21 protein-coding genes are annotated in these 22,749 nt (G+C 55.7%); 12 read left to right on the top strand and 9 right to left on the bottom strand.

What is annotated here, in order from left to right:
* The first annotated feature begins 13 nt into the window (after nt 1–13).
* Nucleotides 14–862: an SDR family NAD(P)-dependent oxidoreductase gene (locus tag O3S85_RS10675; RefSeq protein WP_269540285.1), complete on the top strand. Its 849-nt coding sequence runs from the start codon at nt 14–16 to the stop codon at nt 860–862.
* A gap of 2 nt (nt 863–864) precedes the next feature.
* Here the strand turns inward: O3S85_RS10675 and O3S85_RS10670 are convergent, their stop codons facing one another.
* Nucleotides 865–2,379: an endonuclease/exonuclease/phosphatase family protein gene (locus O3S85_RS10670; protein WP_269540284.1), complete on the bottom strand. Its 1,515-nt coding sequence runs from the start codon at nt 2,377–2,379 to the stop codon at nt 865–867.
* A gap of 101 nt (nt 2,380–2,480) precedes the next feature.
* Here O3S85_RS10670 and ispH point away from each other — a divergent pair, with 101 nt between their 5' ends.
* Nucleotides 2,481–3,341 carry a 4-hydroxy-3-methylbut-2-enyl diphosphate reductase gene (gene ispH, locus O3S85_RS10665; RefSeq protein WP_269540283.1) on the top strand — a complete coding sequence of 287 codons (861 nt, stop codon included), beginning with the start codon at nt 2,481–2,483 and terminating at the stop codon, nt 3,339–3,341.
* Between the two features lie 7 nt (nt 3,342–3,348).
* Here ispH and O3S85_RS10660 read toward each other — a convergent pair whose 3' ends face one another.
* Both O3S85_RS10660 and O3S85_RS10655 read right to left on the bottom strand, forming a co-directional pair.
* Nucleotides 3,349–3,600: a type II toxin-antitoxin system RelE family toxin gene (locus O3S85_RS10660; protein ID WP_269540282.1), complete on the bottom strand. Its 252-nt coding sequence runs from the start codon at nt 3,598–3,600 to the stop codon at nt 3,349–3,351.
* On the bottom strand, nt 3,597–3,815 hold the full coding sequence (locus O3S85_RS10655; RefSeq protein WP_269540281.1) for a hypothetical protein: 219 nt from the start codon (nt 3,813–3,815) through the stop codon (nt 3,597–3,599). The genes O3S85_RS10660 and O3S85_RS10655 overlap by 4 nt, the downstream gene beginning before the upstream one ends.
* Nucleotides 3,816–3,977: 162 nt before the next feature.
* On the opposite strand from O3S85_RS10655, the gene dnaB reads away from it, so the two are divergent.
* The 6 genes from dnaB (at nt 3,978) to O3S85_RS10625 (ending at nt 11,773) form a co-directional block, all read left to right on the top strand.
* Nucleotides 3,978–5,387, top strand: coding sequence for a replicative DNA helicase (dnaB, locus tag O3S85_RS10650; RefSeq protein ID WP_269540280.1), 1,410 nt, complete (start codon nt 3,978–3,980; stop codon nt 5,385–5,387).
* Nucleotides 5,359–7,839, top strand: a complete 2,481-nt coding sequence (bamA, locus tag O3S85_RS10645) for an outer membrane protein assembly factor BamA (protein ID WP_269540279.1) — start codon at nt 5,359–5,361, stop codon at nt 7,837–7,839. The genes dnaB and bamA overlap by 29 nt, the downstream gene beginning before the upstream one ends.
* A 93-nt stretch (nt 7,840–7,932) precedes the next feature.
* On the top strand, nt 7,933–8,481 hold the full coding sequence (locus O3S85_RS10640) for an OmpH/Skp family outer membrane protein (RefSeq protein WP_269540278.1): 549 nt from the start codon (nt 7,933–7,935) through the stop codon (nt 8,479–8,481).
* A gap of 127 nt (nt 8,482–8,608) precedes the next feature.
* On the top strand, nt 8,609–9,652 hold the full coding sequence (gene lpxD, locus O3S85_RS10635) for a UDP-3-O-(3-hydroxymyristoyl)glucosamine N-acyltransferase (protein ID WP_269540277.1): 1,044 nt from the start codon (nt 8,609–8,611) through the stop codon (nt 9,650–9,652).
* Between the two features lie 104 nt (nt 9,653–9,756).
* Nucleotides 9,757–10,707 (top strand): ribose-phosphate diphosphokinase, encoded by a 951-nt coding sequence (locus tag O3S85_RS10630; protein ID WP_343218947.1) that lies wholly within the window; start codon nt 9,757–9,759, stop codon nt 10,705–10,707.
* Nucleotides 10,708–11,014: 307 nt separating this feature from the next.
* Complete coding sequence (locus tag O3S85_RS10625; RefSeq protein ID WP_269540275.1) at nt 11,015–11,773, top strand: HU family DNA-binding protein; 759 nt, start codon at nt 11,015–11,017, stop codon at nt 11,771–11,773.
* Nucleotides 11,774–12,072: 299 nt separating this feature from the next.
* Here O3S85_RS10625 and O3S85_RS10620 read toward each other — a convergent pair whose 3' ends face one another.
* The 3 genes from O3S85_RS10620 to O3S85_RS10610 all read right to left on the bottom strand — a co-directional run bounded on the left by O3S85_RS10620 (nt 12,073) and on the right by O3S85_RS10610 (nt 15,845).
* Complete coding sequence (locus O3S85_RS10620) at nt 12,073–13,521, bottom strand: secretin N-terminal domain-containing protein (protein ID WP_269540274.1); 1,449 nt, start codon at nt 13,519–13,521, stop codon at nt 12,073–12,075.
* Nucleotides 13,522–13,800: 279 nt separating this feature from the next.
* The gene (locus O3S85_RS10615) at nt 13,801–14,931 is read right to left on the bottom strand and encodes an alginate lyase family protein (RefSeq protein ID WP_269540273.1); all 1,131 of its coding nucleotides are present in this window, start codon (nt 14,929–14,931) and stop codon (nt 13,801–13,803) included.
* 170 nt (nt 14,932–15,101) lie between these two features.
* On the bottom strand, nt 15,102–15,845 hold the full coding sequence (locus tag O3S85_RS10610) for a PEP-CTERM sorting domain-containing protein (protein WP_269540272.1): 744 nt from the start codon (nt 15,843–15,845) through the stop codon (nt 15,102–15,104).
* Nucleotides 15,846–16,001: 156 nt separating this feature from the next.
* On the opposite strand from O3S85_RS10610, the gene O3S85_RS10605 reads away from it, so the two are divergent.
* Complete coding sequence (locus tag O3S85_RS10605; RefSeq protein WP_269540271.1) at nt 16,002–17,039, top strand: LacI family DNA-binding transcriptional regulator; 1,038 nt, start codon at nt 16,002–16,004, stop codon at nt 17,037–17,039.
* 82 nt (nt 17,040–17,121) lie between these two features.
* Here O3S85_RS10605 and O3S85_RS10600 read toward each other — a convergent pair whose 3' ends face one another.
* Together O3S85_RS10600 and O3S85_RS10595 are read right to left on the bottom strand one after the other, a co-directional pair.
* Nucleotides 17,122–18,147: an alkaline phosphatase D family protein gene (locus tag O3S85_RS10600; protein ID WP_269540270.1), complete on the bottom strand. Its 1,026-nt coding sequence runs from the start codon at nt 18,145–18,147 to the stop codon at nt 17,122–17,124.
* A gap of 250 nt (nt 18,148–18,397) precedes the next feature.
* Nucleotides 18,398–19,426, bottom strand: a complete 1,029-nt coding sequence (locus O3S85_RS10595) for an aspartate-semialdehyde dehydrogenase (protein ID WP_269540269.1) — start codon at nt 19,424–19,426, stop codon at nt 18,398–18,400.
* Between O3S85_RS10595 and O3S85_RS10590 the strand changes: the two genes are divergently transcribed.
* The 3 genes from O3S85_RS10590 to O3S85_RS10580 all read left to right on the top strand — a co-directional run bounded on the left by O3S85_RS10590 (nt 19,425) and on the right by O3S85_RS10580 (nt 21,858).
* The gene (locus O3S85_RS10590; protein WP_269540268.1) at nt 19,425–19,967 is read left to right on the top strand and encodes a L,D-transpeptidase; all 543 of its coding nucleotides are present in this window, start codon (nt 19,425–19,427) and stop codon (nt 19,965–19,967) included. The two genes, O3S85_RS10595 and O3S85_RS10590, sit on opposite strands and share 2 nt — an antisense overlap.
* Before the next feature lie 341 nt (nt 19,968–20,308).
* Complete coding sequence (locus O3S85_RS10585; RefSeq protein ID WP_269540267.1) at nt 20,309–21,103, top strand: hypothetical protein; 795 nt, start codon at nt 20,309–20,311, stop codon at nt 21,101–21,103.
* 113 nt (nt 21,104–21,216) lie between these two features.
* Nucleotides 21,217–21,858, top strand: a complete 642-nt coding sequence (locus tag O3S85_RS10580) for a polysaccharide deacetylase family protein (RefSeq protein WP_269540266.1) — start codon at nt 21,217–21,219, stop codon at nt 21,856–21,858.
* On the opposite strand, the gene O3S85_RS10575 is transcribed toward O3S85_RS10580, so the two are convergent.
* On the bottom strand, nt 21,855–22,676 hold the full coding sequence (locus O3S85_RS10575) for a helix-turn-helix domain-containing protein (RefSeq protein ID WP_269540265.1): 822 nt from the start codon (nt 22,674–22,676) through the stop codon (nt 21,855–21,857). The genes O3S85_RS10580 and O3S85_RS10575 overlap by 4 nt on opposite strands.
* Nucleotides 22,677–22,749 lie beyond the last annotated feature (73 nt).

Genomic DNA, 22,749 nt, shown 5'->3' with positions numbered 1-22,749 from the left:
TAGGTTTACGGCCATGGCGGTTACTCAAAAACGTGCGGTGCTGATTACGGGTTGCTCGACGGGCATTGGCCTGGATGCAGCCATTACATTGCAGGAGCGCGGCTTTCGCGTCATCGCCTCGTGCCGGAAGGCGGCGGACATCGAGCCCTTGCAAGCCAAGGGGTTGGAGACGGTTATCCAGCTCGATTTGGCGTCCACGGAATCCATCAAGCGTGGGGTCGCGCAAACGCTGGAGCTGACCGGCGGCAAGCTGTATGCGCTGTTTAACAACGGAGCCTACGGGCAGCCCGGAGCGGTTGAAGACCTGACCCGCGACGCCCTGCGCCGGCAGTTTGAAACAAATTTCTTTGGCACGCATGAGCTGACCCGGCTGCTGATCCCGACCTTTCTTCAGCAGGATGACGCGCGGATCATCCAGAATAGTTCAGTGCTGGGCTTTATCGGTGCGCCCTATCGTGGGGCCTATGTGGCGAGTAAGTTTGCACTGGAGGGGCTGACTGACACGATGCGGCTGGAGCTGGCCGGGACACCGGTCAAGTGCGTGCTGATCGAGCCTGGGCCTATTATCAGCCGGTTCCGCCAAAACGCACTTGCGGCGATGCAGGCGTCGATTGATATCGAGAACAGCCGCCATGCCGCGCTTTACCGCAAGACTATCGAGCGCCTAAGCAAGGAGGGGCCGGGGATGAAATTTACGCTACCAGAATCCGCCGTGACCAAGGTGCTGCTCCATGCGCTTGAGAGCCCGCGCCCCCGCGCGCGCTACCGGGTGACGGTCCCCACGCATCTCACGCACGCCCTGAAGCGAATACTAAGCACCAGGATGTTCGACCGCTTCATGCTGAAGTTCGGCTCGGCTTAGCTTTACTTAATCCAGGACGCGTCGTGGATCACGAACTGAGGCTTGCCGCGGAACTCGCCCAACTGGCCGATGAAGCGGATGTCTTCATCGGCGCGGAGCGTCGAGAGCTTGATTTTTACGTCTTCATCGTAGCCGTAAATTTCATACTGGTTGTCTCCGACGCGGACGATGTAGGGCTCGCGGTTAATGAGCTCACCCGTGACTACGAAGATCTCTCCCATGTTGGCTGAGAGGGTTTCCGGCTTATGGTTAACCAAGCCATTGAACTCATTGACGGCGGTTATCGATACGCTGTCGTAATCGGCCATGGGGACGGTCGAGGGAGCATCCTTTTGTGAGCTGCTCGGCACGGCAAAGTAGGGCTCGGGATCGGTGGAGAGGTTGACTGCGAGCGGGAAATGGTCCGAAAAGCCGCCGCCTGCCTCACTGGTAAAGTGCCAGGAAATGGGCTCGTTCCACGGTCCGTGAGCGTTGAGGCCCGGCGCTGCAACCACACGGAAAGAGTTGTCCACGTAGTGAACGCCCTGGCCGTCGTAGAGGCCCGGAGTGATGAGGATCTCCATCAGCGTGCCCCAATAGCCGCGGTAAAGTTCGCTGCCGCGCTGGCCCTCGGGAAGCTCGAACCAGAGGTTGTAGAGCATCGCCCGGCCATTGCGCGTGGCACCTTCGTCTCCCTGTGATCCGAGGACGTCGATGGCAAAGTCTTGCGTGTCGCGCCACTGTTCGCGGTGTTCGCGCATGAAGTGTTCCGGCGCATTGTAGTAGGTGTTCAGGTCGCCACCGATCAGGATGTCAGCCTGCGGGTTTTTAATGATCACGGCTTCGACGGCGCGGCGGAGATCTGCGGCGTTGCGGACGCGCTTGGGCTCCGTTGAGGGGTTGGAGGCACCGCTTTTCCAGTGGTTGTTGAAGACGATCAGCTCATGGCCGTCCACGTCCAAACCGACTTCCTGAATCGCGCGTGCGCTCGGTGTAAAGTGGGTCTTTTCATAATTGATGGGAAACTTCGTGAAGACGACGTTGTTGTGCGCGGAAGATTCATTGAAGGGTTCCGATGGTTCGGGCACGGCAATGTGGTATCCCTTTAAGCCGTTGTCCTCGAAATACTTGAGGGTCAGGGCCTCCACGGGCAGGCCGGCCACGAGGTTGTCAAACTGCTCGGTGAGCATCAAGTCAACAGTGGTGTCCTTGTAGGTTTCCAAAAATGCGGCGTAGTCCTGGACTTTGCTCTCCGGTGTGCGGTCGAGCTCAAACTCCTGAAATAGAATCAGCTCGGGCCCCTCGCCGTTGTTGAAGCGCTTGAGCAGTTCGGTGATGTTTTGAATCTTCGTCAGCGTTTTGCGCGGCGTGTAGGGGTAGGGCATGGACTGGTTGTCCGCCTGATAATCCCCATACATCGCCACGCCGTCGGCATCGAATAGATTTTCGACGTTGTAGACGACCACGGTGAATTGGCGCCCGGAGAGACAAGCCTGCGTGAGAAGGAGTAAAACAAACGCGTAAAGATATCGCGACATATTGTTTCCCTAGCTAGCTTCGTTCCTTAAATCAAGCGAGCCTCTATTAAATTTGGGTTACGACGTTTGACCGACGAAATTTTCCACGCATAGTGTAAGCTGTGAATGTGATTACCGCGCCAAGTGCTGGCTTCTGTTGGGGAGTCGAACGCGCCATCGAAATCGCCCGCAAGCACGCAGGCGGCGAACAGCGCGTTTACACTGATGGCCCGCTGATCCATAACCGTCAGATGATGGAACAGCTTGAAGCCGAAGGGATTAGCGAAGTAGGCGACTTCCAGAGTCAGGCTCCGCTGCACTTGGAAAAAGGTGAAGACGGCGTCATGGTCGTCCGCGCTCATGGGGTTTCCCCACAGCGGCGCGCCTACCTGAAAAGCCTGGGAATGCAGTTCAAGGACGCGACTTGCCCGGATGTCGGAATAATTGCCGGCAAAGTGAAACTTCATGCGCGCAAAGGCTATCAGGTGGTTATTTTTGGCGACCCGAAGCACCCTGAAGTGATCGGAATTTTGGGATACGCGGTGAGCGGAGGCCACGTGATTCGCAATGATAAGGACATCGCCGCCTTACCCGATCTGGGGGACAAAGTCTGCATGGTTTCGCAATCTACCATGTTTGTGGACGAGTTTCACCGCTTGGCTAAACTGCTCAAAGACCGCTTTTCGGAGGCCATTATTATCGATACGATATGTGGTGCCACCCGGGAACGCCAGGACGACATTGGCCATCTAATTAAAAAGGGGGTCGAGGCGGTGGTAGTCGTTGGTGGCCGTCACTCGGCGAACACGATTAAGCTGGCTTCTTTGGTCGAGCGCAAAGGCTTGCCAGCCTACCATGTCGAATCTCCCGCCGAGCTGGATGTTGAGTCGCTCAAGCGATACGAATTAGTGGGACTCACCGCCGGAGCTTCGACTCCAGCCTACCTGATCGACGCCGTCCGAGAGAAGCTGGAGGCGAGCTGATTTTACCTTACAGCAGCTTGTCGTATTCGGAGTGATGGCCGATCCAGAACCACACTATTTGATCGTCTGACTGAATCGCAATCGCCCGGTAGTGAATGCCAATTCTAATGGACCAGTAATTGCCAACTTTCTTGAAATGCAAGGACGGGTGATAGGGATCGTCTTTTAGAAGTTGGTAATTGGAATCCGCTAATTTTTGAATGTGCTCTGGCAACTTATCATAGTAGCGCCAAAAGCTGGGATTCGCTTTATGAATCATCGGTCGTTGCAACGGCCATTTTTCAAATCATCCAATGCTTCTTTGGCCAGCGCATCTAATCGGCCAGCCTTTGCATCCTGCTCAAATTGCTGGTCCCAGGCATCGGCATCAAATTCAAGAAACCATTCCCGGAATTTTTTAAGTTCTTCCGTAGGTAATTCTTTCACCGCTTTTTCGATTTCCACTAAGGTGCCCATCACTCCAACATGAATCATTTTAAGCAATTGAGCAAGTTTTCTGTGCTCTCGGCAAATTGAGAGGGGTCTCGTCGCGACTACTGGTTTGGATGTCCACTGAGACTTATTCACAGCTATTTCTGAGTAAGTTCTTAGCGCGTTTTTCTTTACGACGCGGTGACGCATCTCAATGCTGATCCAATGCCCGACGCCAAGTATAAGTCGCGACCGTTTGAGAAGAAAAAAACCGATTTCGACCAGTATGCGGGAGACCGCCTGGTCCCGCATGACCTGCGCCTGGAGCAGGCGCTGCTGGGCTGTATTTTGCTGGAAGGCGGGGCGGACACCATGGCGCAATGCATTCAGGAAAAGATGCGCGCCGACTGCTTCTACAGCCCGAAGCATCAGCTGATGTTCGAGGTGATGACGGAGCTCTACAACGCCTCCACGCCGATTGACGAAATCATCCTGCGTGACGAGCTGACCCGCACCCAGCGCTACGAGGAGATCGGCGGCGACGCGTATCTGTTTGAGGTCACCGGCCAGATCAGCACCACCGCGCACTTGCCGCATTACATCGAGCGCATCAAGGAATACCACTTGTTGCGGGAGTTGATTCGCTTTTCCAACCGCACCATCGAGGGCGTTTTTGAGAACCCTGGCGATGTGTCCGCGTTCATTGAAGACGTCGAGCAGTCCATTTATAAGATCAGCGAAGACCGCATCACTGACGCCGCGCAGCCGGTCGACAAGACCGTCGACGACGCCATGCGCCTCATTTACCAGATGTATGAGAACCGTGGCGAGATCACCGGCACGACCACGGGCTTCATCGACCTGGACAAGATGACGACCGGCTGGCACCCGGCGGAAATGATCGTTGTCGCCGCCCGTCCGTCGATGGGTAAGACGTCGATTGCGCTGAACATGGTTGAGGGCGCGCTGTTCCCGAAAAACGGTGAGGCGGCCGCCACCTTGGTCTTCTCGCTGGAAATGCCCTCCGAGCAGTTGGCCGTGCGTTTGCTCTGCAGCCGGGCCCGGGTGAATATGTCGAAGTTGCGCGAAGGCTTTTTGCCCAAGGAAAAACAGCAGGACCTCGTCCGCGTGGCGCAGGAGTTTAAAAACGCCCCGCTGTTTATCGACGATAGCTCCGGCCTGACGATTTTGGAAATCCGCGCCAAGGCCCGCCGACTGTGCAACCAGCACAAGCTGGGACTGGTCATGGTCGACTACCTGCAGCTCGTGGCCGGTGACAACAATATCCCGCGCGAGCAGCAAATCGCCGACATTTCCCGCGGTATGAAGGGCATGGCCAAGGAATTGGGCATCCCGGTAATCGTGCTCGCGCAGCTCAACCGCGAGAGTGAAAAAGAGAAGCGCCAGCCCCGTATGAGTGACCTTCGCGAGTCCGGATCGATCGAGCAGGACGCCGACGTTATTTTGCTAATTTCCAAGCCGCGGGAGTTCGATGAACAGGAAGACCTTGCCAGTGACGCGGTTGCGCGCGATTTAATCATTGCCAAGCAACGTAATGGGCCGGTAGGAACCGTGCCTTTAATGTTCACTAAGAACCTGACGCGATTTGAAAACTACACGCCACAACCTGCTTGACTGGACCGTCAAGGTATTCCTGTTGCTCTCACTTATTCTCGCGCCCCAACTCGGCTGGGCGCAGGATTTATCTGGCTCTGCGCCGGTTGTCGAAAAAATCGATATCCAGTTCGAGGGCTTCAAAAACGTAAGCGAGCAAAATATCTACGCGCACATTCAGCAGCGCGCTGGCATGCCTTACGAGGAGACGCAGATCGATAAATCGGTCCGCTCGCTCTACCAAAGCGGACTTTTTGAATTCATCGAGGCGCGCCGCTCCACCTTGCCCAATGGCAATTTCGAGGTGATCTTTGTCGTCGTGCCAAAATACCGCGTGACCAAGGTCGTTTACGAAGGCCTCAAGGACGTGGATGAAGACGATTTCGAGGACGAGGTGGAAACTGCCGACGGACTCCCGCTGGACGAAGTGCGCGTCAAGCGTGACTCCACCAAGATCTTTGACCTGCTCCAGAAGGACGGCTACACGAACGCCAAGGTCAACTACCGCATCGACCGCAATGAAGAGCTCGGCACGGCCACGGTTGCTTTCATCATCGACGAGGGCGAGAAGCTCGACATCGACAACATCGAATTCGTCGGCAATGAGCACTATGACTCCAGCGATTTGCGGAGCATGATGGTCACCGAAGAGTACTTCTGGCTTTGGTCCTGGCTGATCGGCGGTGGTCGCCTGCAGGAAGAGGACTTCCAGCGCGACCTCGAAACACTGCGCGCATTTTACAAGAACGAGGGTTACCTCGACGTGGAAATCCCTGAGTCCGAGGTGGTGCTCGAATACCCGTCCGAGGGTGAGCTGGACATCATCATCACGATCCATGAAGGCCGCCGCTACTACGTGGGCGAGATCGCCTTCCAGGGGAATGAACTCTTCACTACCGAGCGTCTGGAAAGCATTTTGGCGACCAAGCCCGGCGATTATTTCTCCCCGAGCAAGATCGATGAAGACGTTGAAATTATTAAGGATTTCTACGGCCAAATCGGTTACCTCGACACCTACGTGCGCATCGAGCGTCTGCCAAACGTCGATGACGGCACGATCGACATGACCTTCATCGTGACGGAAGGTGAGCAGTTCTACGTCGAGACAATCACCTTGCAGGGCAACACCAAGACCCGGAATGAAGTCATCATCCGCGAACTGGCCCTGGCTCCGGGTGACGTATTTGACCTCGTCCGCATGAAGGCCAGCCAGTCGCGTCTGGAAAATACCCGCTTCTTTGATTCCGTCAACCTCGCTCCCGAGGCGAGCAATTTGCCGAACCGCCGCAACCTGCGCGTTACGGTGAAAGAGGGCAGCACGGGTAACCTGACCTTCGGTGCCGGTTTCAGCTCGGTGGAGTCGGTCGTGGCCTTTGCTGAGTTGACCCAGAGTAACTTCGACATCTTCAACTACCGCTCGATGTTCCAGGGTGGTGGTCAGAAGTTCCGCCTGCGTCTCTCTCTTGGTCTGGAGTCCAATCAGGTGCTTTTGTCTTTTGAAGAGCCTTGGGTTTACCAGCGTGAGTTGGCCTTCGGTTTTGAGCTGTATCGCACGGAGTCGGACTATCTCTCCACCAACTATAATGAGCTCCGCATGGGTATGCAGCTCTACCTGCGCAAGCGCCTCTTCGAACTCGTGGAAGGCCGTGTGTCCTACACGATTGAAGATGTCGACATCAAGGACGTGAATGCTTTCGCATCGCCGGTCATTCAGCAGGAGGAGGGCAACACGCTCACTTCCAAGGTTGGCTTCCAGCTCCTACGTGATACCCGCAACAATCTGATCTGGACGACCAGTGGTAACCGCGTCCAGTACATCACCGAGCTGGCTGGCACCGGTTTGGGTGGCGACGCCAATTACATACGTCAGGAAGTCCGCGCCACACAGTACATTCCCACCTTCGAAACCTTTGACCAAACGATCCGCCTGCATGGGCGCACCGGCACGGTCCTCCCGACCAAGCGCGAGACTGGCACCTTCTTCAACCAGCGCACGCAGCGTTTCGAAACCTACGATGACGGTGTGCCGTTCTTCGATAAATACTTCCTGGGCGGACCTTACACGCTGCGTGGTTTCGATTACCGCGAAGTTGGCCCGAAGGACCCGATCTCCGGCGAGCCGCTGGGGGGTGACACCATGGCAATGGTTCAGATCGAGTATATCTTCCGCTTCATCGACCAGCTTGGTTTCAAGGTATTCTACGACGGTGGTTTCGTGAACAAAGACGCCGGAGACTGGGGCCCCAATCAGCCCAATACCTCCAGTGCTACTTTCTACGACCCAGCCACGGGTATGCAGTCGGCACCGATTACCGGCACTGCGGGTGGCTGGAATGACGACGTGGGCGTTGGCCTGATCATCATGCTCTTGGGCTCACCGCTCAACCTCGACTTGGCTTGGCCGATCCACACCGATGAGTTTAATGACCAGCCGGGGCCGGTGTTTAACTTTTCCTTTGGAACGGTCTTCTAATCCGCTTGTCAGGAATAGACGGGCCTGTTACCACCAAAGGCCATTACCTTTTCATATACCAGCAAGACGCCCTAGATTATCAAAATCCTAACTATGAGAAAAATCCTGATCACCCTCCTCGCATTCGGCGCCATGAGCGTTGCTTTTGCGCAGAATTCCCCGGTCATCCTCACGGTAAACGTTGCTAAGCTTTACGACGGTTACTGGAAGGCCAAGGAAGCCGAAGCAAAGTTCCAGAGCTCCATTGAAAACGCGCAGCAGGAAATCCAGAGCATGATCCAAGAGGGCATGCAAATGACTGAGCAGCTGCAGGCTATGCAGGCGGAAGCCTCCAGCCCGGCCATCTCCGAAGAGCGTAAGCAAGAGATCGCCAAGGAAGCTCAGACGAAGATTCAGACCATCCAGCAAAAAGAGCGCGACGTAAACCAGTTCCGCCAGACCACGGATCGCCAGCTGCAGCAGCGCCGCCAGGCCATCACCGAGCTGCACCTTTCCGACATCCAGGCGGTTGTTACCGAAGTGGCCAAGGGCAAGGGCGCAGACCTCGTCCTGAACACTCAGGGCCTCGCTGTGGTTTACTCCAGCGAAGCCATGGACATCACCGAAGAAGTGATGACCAAGCTCAACGCGGACAAACCGTAGTCTGATTCAGTAATCATTTTCAGCCCCGGTGGAGATCATCTGCCGGGGCTTTTTTTACATCCAATTCTTCAGGTTGGGGGGATTAAATGTTCGCCAAGTGCGGATCGGGGCATGAGTCTTTTCCCAGATGCAAATCGCGTTTACCGTAGAGCAACTGAAGAGCCTGAGTGGCGCCGGGAAATCCACTGGCGGCTTTGACGGCGTCGTGTCCGGAATTGCGGCCCTCAAGGACGCGCAACCGGGTGACCTGTCTTTCCTCGGCAACAAAAAATACACGCCGGAGGTCAAAGAAAGCCAGGCGAGCGTCATCCTCGTGCCCGCTGATTACGAGGGCGAGCCCAAGGAAAACCAATGCTTTCTGGCGGTGCAGAATCCCTCGCTGGCACTGGCCCGTATTTGCGGCGCACTGGAGTCCAAACTCTGGCCCTGGCCGGAGCCCGGCATCCACCCGAGCGCCTTCATTGATGAGTCCGCGACGATTGCCCCCGGCGCGCACATCGGCCCGGGCTGTATAATCGAAGCCGGTGCGACCATCGGCGAAGGAACGTGGCTACAGGCCCAGGTATTTGTTGGCCGCGATGTGGTAATCGGCGAGCGTTGCTGGCTGCGCCCGCAGGTGGTCATCCACGCCGCGTGTGTGCTCGGCGACCGCGTGCGCATTCATGCTGGCGGCGTGATCGGCTCCGACGGTTTTGGCTACGAGAGCCCCAAGGGCATCCACGAAAAGGTCCCGCAGATCGGTAACGTCATTATTGAGAACGACGTGGAGATCGGAGCCAACACCACTATCGACCGCGCGCGCTTCAGTAGCACCCGCATCGGGGAGGGGGCCAAGATCGACAACCTCGTGCAAATCGCGCACAACGTGCAGGTAGGCCCGCATTGCCTGATCGTGGCTCAGGCCGGCGTGTCCGGCAGCACTATCCTCGATCACCACGTGGTCATCGCCGGGCAGGCGGGAATCACCGGCCACTTGAATCTCGCCGCTGGCACCGTCGTCGGCGCGCAGGGTGGGGTCCATTTCGATACCGAGCCTGGTAAATACTACCGTGGCAGCCCTGCGCTGGAAGCCTCCCTGGCCAACCGCATCCACATCCTCTCCAAGCGCCTGCCCGAGCTGTTCAAGCGCATCGAGAAAATCGAAGACGCGGTCTTGTCTTCTTCGCACTAAGGTTTTGCTGCTTCATTTTTTTCGGGAAAACCTCGCCATACGTAACGTATTTGTTGAACTTCACCTTTGCTTTGACTGACATTCTCGATTTCGAAAACACCGGCATGAAAGAACAGGAACTTAAAATCTTCACGGGTAACGCCAATCCCAAATTGGCCGAGGAGATCTGCCAATATCTAGGCTGTCGCTTGGGTAAGGCGATCGTCACGACCTTCCCCGATGGCGAAACCTTCGTGCGCATCGACGAAAATATCCGCGGACGCGATATCTTCCTCGTGCAGCCCACCTGCGGCCCTGCGAACCATCATCTGATGGAGCTCCTGATCATGATTGATGCCGCCCGCCGCGCATCGGCCAGCCGCATTACGGCCGTGCTGCCGTTCTTCGGCTACGCCCGCCAGGACCGCAAGGACCAGCCGCGCGTGCCGATTACTGCCAAGCTCGTGGCCAATCTGATTGCTGCCGCCGGTGCGACCCGTGTCCTCGCGATGGACCTCCACGCCCAGCAAATTCAGGGCTTCTTTGATATCCCGGTCGATCATCTTTACGCGTCTCCCGTGTTCTCTAACTACCTGCAGCAGCTCAAGCTGGAGAGCGATCTAGTGGTCTATTCGCCGGACGTTGGCGGGATGAAAATGGCCGCCGCCTACGCGGAAATCCTCAATGCGCCGCTGGGCTTCGTTGCCAAAAAGCGCATGAGCGCCACGGACGTGGAGGCCTTCAATCTCGTGGGCGATGTCGACGGCAAGGACGTGCTCCTGATCGACGACATGACCGAGACTGCCGGCACGCTGACCGCTGCCGCCAAGCTTCTTAAGAAGAACGGCGCTAACAGCGTTCGCGCCGCCGTCACCCACGGCGTCTTGAACGACATTGGCTACGAGCGCCTCAAGTCCGGCATTCTCGATGAGCTGATCACAACCAACACCACGCCCATTGAACCGCGCGACCTGCCCATCACGGTGCTCTCCGTCGCCGAGCTCCTCGGCAAGGCGATCATGCACATCCACAGCAACGAATCCGTCACCAGCCTCTTCGAGATCAAGGGCTTCTAAGCACGGACCAGTCTTTTTAACCGCAGAGGACGCGGAGAACGCAGAGGATTGCTCATATCTTTCTCGGCGCTCTCCGCGTCCTCTGCGGTTTTTCGTTTCGATGCTGAGGCTCTACGATACCTGTGTGCGGTAGGGACATATTTCCGTCTCTCCGTGGCCTCTGTGGTTCACAATCGTATTTCTTTAATTCGCTCTTCGTGCTCTTCGTTGCCTTCGTGGTTAAAATGCACGCTATTTCGGCTTATGGATTACACTGATTGGGATAATAATGTTCACTGAACAAATTAATCCTAAATCCACCACTATCATGCTGAAATACTATCTCGAATCCTTTCGAAACATTGACTCCCAATCCGGCGCCAAGGGCCAATACATCGCCCGCGTAAAAGGCGAAGATACCTTGCAGGGCAAGGCTTTGCATCAACGCCTCGCTACGCGAACCGGTATGCGCGAGCACGAGGTCGCCGCTGTGCTCGCAGCATTGGGCGACGAGGTCCGCGACAGCCTGCGCGAAGGCCGCCGCGTCAACCTACAGGGGCTGGCGCAGTTTATTCCCGCGATCCAGGGCACCTTCGACGATATCAACGAGCTTCGCGACCCGAAGCGCCACCAGGTCAAGGTCGGCGTCCGCCTGCCGCCCAAGCTCAAGAAAGACATCAACCGTCAACTAAGCTGGGAGCGCGTCCATGCGCCGGATACCCGTCTGCGCCCGAACATTACCGCCGTTTTCAACACGCGCCGGGAACACGTTACGACCCTCGCGCCCGGTACGCCACTGAAGCTCTACGGCGCGCGCCTGAAGTTCAACGAAGCCGCACCGGACGAGGGCATTTTCCTCGTCCCCACTGGCCAGTTTCCGCAACAGTCCATCCGCCTGCCGGACGTGGTGATGAACACGCCACAATGGCTGATCACCCAGGCACCTTACGACCTCCCGCCCGGCGAATACCGCCTCGAAGTCTGCTCCCGCCAGCGCGACTGCACCACCCTGGTGGTGGGTGAATACAAGCAGGTCTTGTCGGTCGAAAGCCCGCCAGTTACCGCCTTAAACCAAGCCGTCGCTTAGGCCCTTTCCTTAGGCGTTGATACCTCTTACGTCCATGGACGTAGCCCATCTGCGTCCCGGGACGTAACCATCCTACGCCCCCGGACGTAAGCCCGCTACGCCCCTGGGCGTAAGGAGGAGCAAGAGTGGGTGTTTTGATGCAACAAACTCTTGGATTCATGGTAACAAGCGCCGCGGTTTCACACGGCATACACTGGCTTTGCTCAACAACCGTAGCACTGTTAACGAATATTGAATCAAAGATTGCCGCTTTATTAGGAGCTAAGCGGGTATTGAGCAGTGGGCGTTTCGACCTCTGCTCAATTACTCCTGCCAGCCTCAAGTTCTTCTCGATACTCAAGCTCCGCCTCTTGGCGAGCAGACTCATTGCGCTGGTCGCGTATTTGGTTCAGCAATTCAAGTTGCTCTTCGGGGATTTGGTAGCCGGGGAGCTCGCTGTCAGTAATCTTCATTTCGCGTAGGACTCGCGGGTCGGCAATATCCTCGTAATTGGTTCCGTCGGGATTGAGTGTTTTTGCGGTTACAAAGATAACGAAGTTGCTTGTTATGATTTCTTCAACGGGAGGTTGGTCTGCTGCTGTTGAGGTACCTGCCGGAGTCGGCGCTACCAAGTGCTGATTAATCGACTCGCCGACTCCACCCAGCATCAGGGTGAAACCATCTTTGACGATCATCGTGGTTGAAAACGTTTTCGATGAGGTCAGCGGCAGGCTTGCCGCAACGCCTTGACCGGCAAAGCTCGTTTCGCCGATGCGAGTGGTTAGTTTGGGCGTAATCCTTAAGCGAATGAAGCCGGCGCTGTTAACTTCGGGGCGGACCATTAGGTTCGCATCCACTGTTTGGTATTCAAATCCATCCGCAACGAAAGCTCCCTTCGCTTCATTGTAAGAAAAATGCGGCACCGGAAAGCGCTTGGTCACTTGGACACCCGCATCCTGCTCATCCAATGCGATGACTTTCATGGTCGTCACCAGCCGCGCGCCTTTAACCGTCTCCAGCTTACGCAATAATTCATCGGCGGCTTGCGGATTGTATATGGCCGACCCCTTTTCATTGATATCATCGATGACGGAATCCGCCGCATCGGATTCATCTGCGTCACTATCGAAACGCTCGCGAGTCACGAGTTCGAACAGCTTGGCCTCAATTGATACTTGCGGGGTCGGACGATCCAGTCGGTCAATGATCGCTTGGATGTCATTCATCCGCGACGGGCGCTCCGTGACTAGGAGCGCGTTTGTTCGTTGGTCAACTTGAACGCGTCCTCCCTTGCTGCCATCCGTCATGGGCAAGAGCGCGTCCTGCATCTTCCCTGCCTCAGCGTAATTGATCAGAAAGACTCGTGTAATAAAAGGCTCACGACTCAGATCAGCTATTTTTATGATGCGAACGATGTTGCGATCATCTATGTAAGTATAGCCGAGTGGCTCCAAACAAATACTGAAAACCTGTCGCCAGGTTACGTTACTCAGCTTTATGCTAGTATTACCCCTTAAGTCATTTGGGATCACCAAATTTAGGTCATATCTGTCGGCAACTTCTCGAATGATCGTGCGCACGTCTTCATTGTGATAATCGATGGAGATAACTTCATCTTCACCGAAAACCAATTGTTCGCCTTCGTCGATTGAGGGACCGAAATCGATTTCTGCTATTTCTTTAGTTTCTGCCGTATCAGCAGGGTGCGGCATCAGCACGAAGCTTAATGTGATCAGGGCAATTGTGGTGATTGCTTTTGGAGTTTTCATAGTGGGCTTATTAAATGACCACAATTAATCTATATCTTTAGTCTTCACAAACAAAGATAATTCGAGCGGATCCGCACGGGCTTCTAGGGCAGAATCAAATTAAGTCTTTAAAACCACAGAGGCACGGAGAAAAGGAGTATTTTAAAATGCAGTAGCCAGTAGGGAAAGCGGCCGAAAAAGCGAGCGCATTTCGCAGCGATCCTCTCTGTTGATGTCCTCCTCCGTGAGGGGGGCGATCATGCCATGTTCTAGTTCCTGGCGCGTCAAGAGTGTGGACGCTTACAGATAGCGATTCCATCGATGCGACTGCTTCATGGCCGGCAAATTTCGGGCCGCTTCCTCATAGGATGAACAATCGTATGCGCATGAAGCCTTATACAACAGATATTCTGCAACTGAGTAATCGAAGGGGACTATTTGTTGGTATGGAAAAGGCGCTGATTGCGTCCAATACGGGATGAGCCAGTCGAGCGCTACACGCAAACCGCGATTTGTTTCATCAACGGCGTTCCAGAGATTGATCGAGCACTTATCGCCGATCGCCGCCAGGCCGAATAGTAACTGCAAGTTATACGTGGCGTAGCTTAAGGCCCTGGTTCGTGAGAGTTCGTGTGGCTGGCGACCATCGGGTTCGATGTGTTGTTTGATTCGCTTTTCGAAAACGGTGCTCAGCGTTTCCCGGGCGATATCTGTCTGGTCCGTAAACATTGCCATCGCACAGACCTGTAAATCAAAGGCAGTGCCGTGGTTGTTATGTTCCTTTGATTCACATACGCCATGTGAACTCGTCAACAGCCAGTCCAGGTAGTCACTGAACCAGCCCTGCAAACTTGCGTAGTCTTGCGATGAGAGACTGGGTGACTCCTTAAGCAAGGAGATGGCGTCTACCATTGGCTGGGCTAAAATCACTGTTTCAATGATGCCGATGCCACGGCCAGTACAGATGCCCGGTATCGCCTGACCATATTCTAGATGAGGCCGCATGCCGGTGGCTTCGTCCAGGAGAAAGACACGCAGTAGTTTCACGGCATGATCGGCATAGCGCGAATCGTCAAAAAAGTACCAAGCCAGCGCCAGGACATCGATGGCATGGGTAACCGACTTGAGTTTTTGCCGATCAAAAGTTTCACTTTCGGGATTTAGCTCTCCATCCCGCCGAATATAAGGCAAGCCGTCCGGGGTATCCGGGTTGGCCCACCAGTAAGGGCCTTGACTCATGTAGTCACGTTTATCACCACTCGGCGGCGTCCGCTGTTTTTCAACAATCGTTAATGGGCCCTGGCGTAGTGCATTATTTGCTTCGGCGCGCAGCCATTGCGTTTCGTTGCGCACAGCCGCATCGTCCTTTCTGATGCGACTGCGTGCAGCCTCGAGTAATCTTGGCTGACGTATGACTTGATATAAAGACATGGCCCACAATGATCTCAGACACCTGGGGCTCGTTAATTGGAGTAGCCATGGCCGGAGTAATTCCGGCTATGGCTAGCACTCCAGAGATGAACCAGGTGGGGGAACTAATAGTCGAATATTGGCACTGCTTTTTTAGTATGAAGACTGGTATTACGCTAAAGAATCGCCATCTACTGCTGGTGGCGACGCACAAGGGCTAACCCCAATACACAGGCTGCCAGCAACAGACCATAAGTACTTGGCTCGGGAATGATGGATATGTTGTCAATCAGGATAGGATTCGACGAATTCCTATTGTTCGTATTGCCGTAGATCGCGAAATTGACCAAGTTGCCAGAGGTGTCTTGGCGGAAGGCAAACGTTGACTGCGAACTGCTGGTCAGAATGCTGGGGGAGCTGAAAGCGCCTCCGGTAATCGTGCTCGTTACCGTATTGTTGGCATTGTCAATAATCATGCTCATCGTATACCATGTATTGATGTCTATTGACTGGTCGGCATCCGTGTAAGCGCCTCCGCCTGAGCCATCGCCCTGATAGAGACGAATATCGCCATTCTGCAATCGTGTTATCGGGCCAAAATCGGAGAAGCTGGCGGTCGACAGATCCGCAATCCCCGTCATGCCAATGGTTAAATCAGTCAAGCTCGTGGAGCCAATGTAGAAATCGAACTGAAGGGTTAAGGTTGAACTGGCACCAATCGTGGCGCTTATGCCGCTTAATTGATTTCCTTCACGGCTCTGCGTGTTCAGAACCTTGTTAGTCGGATCAGTAGGATCGAGTTCTACGGTCCAATTGTTGGCGTTATACCAATCGGTTGGCGCTTCACCTACGGTATCGGATTGGAAGTTGTCGATGATGGCACCAGAGGCGCTGAGCGAAAGGAACGCGAGGGGGAGTGTGAGGACGTTTTTCATTGTTGAGGATCTTGGGTTGGTGATTCTTTGAAGGCGTGCATTAGGCTTTGCCCTCCCGGAATCGTCAATAGGACCGGACCATTACACGTAATTGTAAGATTGTCTCGAATCGGCGGCCGCGAGTATAAACATTGGAGCGCACGCATACGTTCATCCATGAGCAAAATCCAATCCGTCAGTATGGCCGATATCGCCAAGGCCGCGAATACCACGCGAAACACTGTATCGGTTGCTCTGCGTAACAAGCCGGGAGTATCGGAGGAAACTCGAGTGCGCATCCAAGCGATTGCTGAAAAAATGGGCTATCGGCCCAACCCGCTGGTTTCTACGCTTATGGGGGCCATTCGCAGCACTCGGCCCATTCAATGTAATGCAAATATTGCATTCATACACTGCCTGGACGGCCCTAATCAGTGGCGGGGGCGCAACCATTACGAGAATTTCTTTGAGGGGGCCCGTCAGCGAGGAGAATTCACAGGATTCTCCGTGTCGCCGGTATGGCTTCACGAATCTGGGGCGAACTTAAAACGAATGCGAGAGATGCTCCTTGCCCGTGGCGTTAGTGGCGTGATCATTGGCCCTGTCGAGATGCCGCGGCGGCATATTCTTTTTCCTTGGGATGACTTTGCCGTGGCTACCATCGGCTTGTCTTTATGGCGACCGAAACTCCACCGGGCACATAGTGATCTAACTCAATGCATGTGCCTTGCTGTCAGCGAACTCAACAAGTTAAACTACCAGCGAATTGGCATCGCATATACTGACAATTCGGATTCGAAATTTGATTATGCGTGGTCATCTGCCGTCGGTCGCGAAATGGCGAATCGTCCCAAGTGTCTGTGTCGCCCGTTCATCGGCAATCAAGGCTCAATCAATGGTTTTGATGAATGGCTGGAGCGCGAGCAGCCCGACGCGATTATCGACGCTACGATTCACCATCTGTATGATTATTTGCTCGGCAGGGGGTTAAGCATTCCAGAGAAAATCGGTTACGTGGATTTGGTTCGCTCAGACTTACCCAGCGAAGTCGCTACAGTGCATCGCGATCTCAGTTTACTGGGTGCTGCTGCGCTGGACATCGTGACTGCACAGCTAATGCGCAATGAGCGAGGTTTGCCCCAAAACCGAAGGTCGGTAGTCATTGAAGGCGTCTGGCATCCGGGCAAAACCGTTTGCCAGCGGGCTGAGAAATAACCCGCATTTTCACGAGATAGCATGTCTCGTTATTCGCGTTGATTATGTGGATGCGCTTTCTGATTATTCCCGTTGGAAGCGGCTATTGATCGGGTTGAGTAGTGGGACTCGCCGCCTTCAGCGCATCAATCGGCATGCTGACGTAGTTCACCGTATCGCCGCTGCGGTTGATGAGCTTTGCCGTGAGGGTGGCGGGTGTCGCGTCCCAGTCGAGCTCGATGAGGCCGAAGCCGAGGTCGGTGTGGATGCCGCCGGAGCGGTAGCGGTTGGTTTCGCCGGGGAAGTTATTCCACGAATGGGTGAGGCCGCTGGAGGTGATGTCGAGTAGCGGGTAGGGGGTCTCGGCGTCGTTTTTGATCGAGATTTCGTGGATGTGGCGGTCGCCGCTGATGAAGACAACGCCAGGGATGTTTTCTTCCAAAATGAAGTTTAGCAAACCCGCGCGCGAGGGCGGGAAGTTGGCCCATTTCTCGTATTTGTGGTCTTCGGAGAGAAACTGAATGCCCGTCACAATGAGGTTGATCTGGGCGTCGCTGGACTTGAGCTCTTTTTGCAGCCATGTCCATTGCTCCGCGCCGAGCAGGTCGGAGCCGGGGTTCTTCGGTTTGCCGGCGAAGTAGCGGTCGTCGATCAGCAGCACCTTCACGCGTTGGCCCTCGGGGCCGAAGGTGTAGCTGCCGTAAAGGCCCTCGCGGCTCCAGCGCTCGTCGGTGTCCGGCACCTCGAAGAAGTTTAGCGCGAGATCGCGTGCAATGGCCTTGGGCGGATACCAGGAGCCGGAGTCGTTCTCGCCGTAGTCGTGGTCGTCCCATGTGCCGAGGACGGGGGTCGCTTCGCGAAATTTTGCGTAGTCGGGCTGTTTGAATTGCTTCTCGTATTTGGCGGCGAGAATGGTCATGTCGCGGGTGTCGCCGTAGATGTTGTCGCCCATCCAAATCCACAGGTCGGGATGCTGTGCGGCGATAACGTCCCACATCGGTTGGGGCAGCGTTTGCTTGTTGCAGGAGCCAAAGGCGATACGGGTCAGCGGCGACTCGAAGTCGTCGGGGAACTTGGCCCAGAGCGGGGCAACGGTGAGCAGCAGAAGAATAGTGGCGCGGCAGATCATGTCAGTATATCACACGCGCCAGCATAATAAGGCAATGCCGATGTGGCGATGACTTACCCAACAAGGGATTCAACCACGAAGGACACGAAGAGCACGAAACCTAAGCTAAATCAAAAAACCACGGAGAATATAGAGGTATGAAGTTTGAATTCCTCCGTATCTCTGTGTTCTCCGTGGTTTAAAAAACCTCAGTTTTCAGGCTTCGTGCTCTTCGTGTCCTTCGTGGTTGAACAACGGACTACTGCGATCTTTAAACCGTCGCCTTGGGCGAGATCAGTTTGTCGGCGACGAGCAGCTCGGCGATTTGCACGGCGTTGAGCGCGGCACCTTTCCAGAGCTGGTCGCCAACGACCCACAGGGACAGGCCGTTGTCGAACGCGGTGTCGATGCGCATGCGGCCGACGCCACACTTTTCCTTGCCGGAGAAGTCCAGCGGCATCGGATACTTGTTTTCCGCGGGCGTGTCGACGAGCTCGGCACCTTCGAAGCTACCCACCACTTGGCGGGCGCGCTGGAGGTCGACGGGTTTTTCGAACTCGGCGTTGATCGCGATGGAGTGCGCGCGGAGCACGGGCACGCGGACGCAGGTGGTCGATGCCTTCAGCCCGGGCATGGTGAGGATTTTGCGGCTCTCGTTGAGCATCTTGTGCTCTTCCTTGGTGTAGCCGTCCTCATAAAACACGTCGACGTGCGGGATCAGGTTAAAGGCGATTTGGTGCGGGTATTCGCTGTAGGTAATGGCCTCACCCTTGCCCCAGGCGCGGAGCTGGTCTTCGAGCTCCTGCATCGCGGCGGCACCCGAGCCGGAAACGGCCTGGTAGGTTGCGGCGAAGAAACGCTTGAGGCCGAACTCGCGGTGCAGCGGGTAGAGCCCCATCAGCGCGACAGCGGTCGAGCAATTGGGGTTGGCAATGATGCCCTGATGGCTGCGCGCGGCGTCGGGGTTGATCTCCGGCACGACGAGCGGCACCTTCGGGTCCATGCGGAAGGCCGAGGAGTTATCGATCGCGATGCAGTCGCGCTTGGCTGCCTCCGGGCAGAGTTCAGTGGAGGTGGAGCCGCCGGCGCTGAAGATGGCGATGTCGAGCGAGTCAAAGGCTTCGGGCTTGGCTTCCTGGACGGTCCAGGTTTTGTCCTGCCAAGTGATGGTCTTGCCAGCCGAACGGCTGGACGCCAGCAGGACGAGCTCCGACATCGGAAAATTACGACGATGGAGTAGCTCGATCAGTTCTTGACCAACGGCGCCAGTTGCGCCGACTATGCCTACACGATAACTCATGGTTATTTCCTCTTATTATCCACGCATTCTGGCGGTTTGCCAGGAGCGCTCAGTGAAACCGACCAAACATGCGCTTTATGCCTCGATTGGCGAGCAAAAACTATTTGCATTTGAGGACGGCCAGTTGCGAAAAGCCTACGCCATCTCGTCCTCGCGCAAGCCGCCGAGCTGTGTGGAGAACTCCCTCGGCACGCCGACTGGCCTCCACGTGATCGATGAGAAAATCGGCGATGGTCTGGCCTTGGGAGACGTCCTGAAAGGCCGTGTACCCACGGGTGAAAATTGCTATGAACTCGACGCTGCCCGCAACGAGGTAAATTTAATCACCACGCGCATCCTCTGGCTTCGCGGTCTGGAGGAGGGCGTCAACGCCGGCCCCGGCTGCGACACGCACGACCGCTATGTTTACATCCACGGCACCAACCAGGAAGACCGCATTGGCCAGCCCAACAGCCACGGCTGCCTGCTCTTGAACAATGCGGATGTGGTGGAGCTATTCGATGCGACCCCGAGCGGCGCGCTGGTGCTGATTGAGGAGTAGGTTGAAGTCGAAGTAGGGTAGCGCAGATGCGTCCTCGCAGCGCACTGCATTGGGTTGGTTGGCTGGTGGATCGCATTTGGAGTGGCTACTTTATAGTGTCCGATTCGATCGCCAGCAGGATGGGGGTGCGCGCGAGATCACCGCTTGGCGGGACATGGCGCGCCTGCGCTACCTTTGGAGAACAGGAGCGAACCTTGATTGGTTTTCATTATTAGTCCGGAGTGCGTTTATAACCGCTTACACTTATTTTTGTGATTCCCCCGACAAAGTTCTTGCCAATAGATAGTTATCAACCAGCGTTCAGTACATAATTATAGAGTACTGAATACTAATAAAAAATTATGCCAACGCCGCCCCCGCTTCCATCCCAATCGAATTCACCCACGCCGTCTATTGGTAATAAGAATCGCACGCCAAAGAAAAAGATGTCATTCGGCGTGAAGTTTCTGTTGGTGCTCTTTACGATTTTGGTGGTCAAGGTAGCCTACCACATGATTTTCCCAGCTACCAATGAGGGCGGCTCATCGCAGAGTAGTTACGACGCGCCGGGTAAAAACGAATTCGACGCTGCCAACCGGATGATCATCTCCGACCAGCAAGGCGTGGCCAATGGTAACAAGCCAGATGCGCTCAATATCGCCAAGCAGTTTTCCAACCAGATGGCAATGATGCGCAGTATCCTGTTCACTGGGGGGGACGAAAAGGCCTTCTCGCTGACCGACGGCAACTTCATCACCTATTGCGCGGTCAATGGTGATCGCTGTGTAATCCTGGTCCACGTGCCTCAGTTGCGGAAGTTCACCGCAGATGCCAAAGAGTCGATGAATGAGTTGGCCTGGATTTGCGCATGGCAAGCCGTGGCGGAATCGGGGCTGGAAATCAAACAGCTGGCCGTCGGCGTGAAGGGGGCCATCCAATACTCGGCAGTTTACACCGGGCGTTTTGATCCGATGGCTGAGGAGGTGCAGGACCCGCTGCAAGAAGGCAAGGGGCTGACTGACACCAAGATGCTTTATCCTTACTTCGTGCACGTTCGTAATAAGCCGAAGGAGCCGGTGGTCGAAGAGGCTGCCGCGGCGACTGAAGATGCGCCTGTGCAGGAATCCACTGAGCCCGCGACCACGGACTCTCCGTAGCGCAATCTCACGCTTCGCCACGCCACCGACTCTCGCAGATTGGCCTTGTCAGGAAAACGCGTTAGCACTTTGCTGGGTGGATGAAATCGTTGCTTACCCTTTTGATTGCCATCATGTTTTCCGCTTCGTCCAGTTCCGCCGCCACGCCTAGCTACACCAAGGTCTCAACCGACCAGCCCGTTGTGGCGTTGACCTTTGACGACGGCCCCAATGGACCGAACATGGCCGCGATCCTCGACATCCTAGCTGAGCACGATGCCAAGGCGACGTTTTACCTTGTCGGTAAAAACGTGACTAAAGAGCCCGAGCTGGTAAAGCGCACGCTGGCCGAGGGGCATGAACTCGGCAACCACACCATGACGCACCCGCATTTGCCAAAGCTGGAGTCGGATAAGAAGCGCAGCGAGATCGTGGAGCTGCAGGCGTTGATCCAGGAAACCGCCGGTGTGACGCCGGTTACCTTCCGCGCGCCATACATCGATTATGATGATGAGGTGCTGGAGATTTTGGGTGAGATGAATCTGCCCGCGATCAACGCCAACCGCAGTGTAGGCGACTGGCAAGGCGACATTACGGTGGAGAAGATAATCAGCCGCGCGACGAACGGTGTGCAGGCAGGCGACATCATCCTGATGCACTCGTGGTCCGACAAATCCAAGGCAGCGCTGCCCGAGATTTTCGCCATCCTCAAAGAAAAAGGTCTGCGCTGCGTGACGGTTTCCGAGCTGCTGGCCAGTGCCAAGGAACCGGCTTAACTGCGACTACCTGCTGCGCCACTATTTTCCTGGTAGCGCTGGCGGTATTTGCCTGGGCTCATCTTGAAGCGGCGGGCGAAGGCGCGGGCGAAGGCGTCGGGGTCGAGGTAACCGCAGTGGGGGCCGATGGCTTCGATGGGCGCGGTGGTGTGGCAGACGAGGTCTTTGCCCGCCTGCATACGCAGCTCCTGCAGGCGTTTGCCCGGAGACTGGCCCAGACGGCGCGTTAGTTGGCGGGTCAGGTGCTCACGGCTCACGCCCGCGGCCTGGGCAACTTCGTCGATAGTGATGGGCTGGTGGTAGCGCCGCTGGATGTATTCGGCGGCGTAGGTGATGGGGTCTCGTTCCGCCGGAATTCTGGTCGCCTCGCGCAGCAGGGAAATGAGCAGCTCATAGACCAGCATAGATTCGTGATAGGGGTCCTGAAACGTGTGCTCATTGAAGCGTCGGGAGAGCTCGTAAAACAAGCGCGTTGGCTCGGATTGTTTGGGCATGGGCATGATGCTATCACTCAGCTCATTGACCTTGTGAAAGATCGCCTCGCACTGGGGGCCGGTGATCGCCATGAAGTCCAGTACGTAGGGGCCGTTGCTCTCTTCGGCGTAGCCGTAGTTGGATTGGTCACCATGCCAGAACAGCATCGCAGTGTTCTGCGGGGTGAGGGAGCGCACGCCGTCGCGCTCGATGAAGCCACAGCCGCTAACGGTGCGCTGCACGACATAGATCGGTGGCCCGCCCCGGCTGGTATTGTCATAGTGGTAGCGTCGCGAGTTGCGCGTTTCACGGGAAGCCCAGGAGATACGGTAGAGTTCCGGCATTTTGCAATAAGTCACATACTGCCGGAAATTTGTCAATTTAGACTGCTTGCGAAACGGCCCGCTATTCGTTGCA

It is taken from the genome of Cerasicoccus sp. TK19100 (assembly GCF_027257155.1).
GTDB classification, from domain to species: domain Bacteria; phylum Verrucomicrobiota; class Verrucomicrobiia; order Opitutales; family Cerasicoccaceae; genus Cerasicoccus; species Cerasicoccus fimbriatus.
The sequence above is the reverse complement of the archived record's forward strand: the minus strand, read 5'-3'. Positions and strand labels throughout refer to the sequence as shown.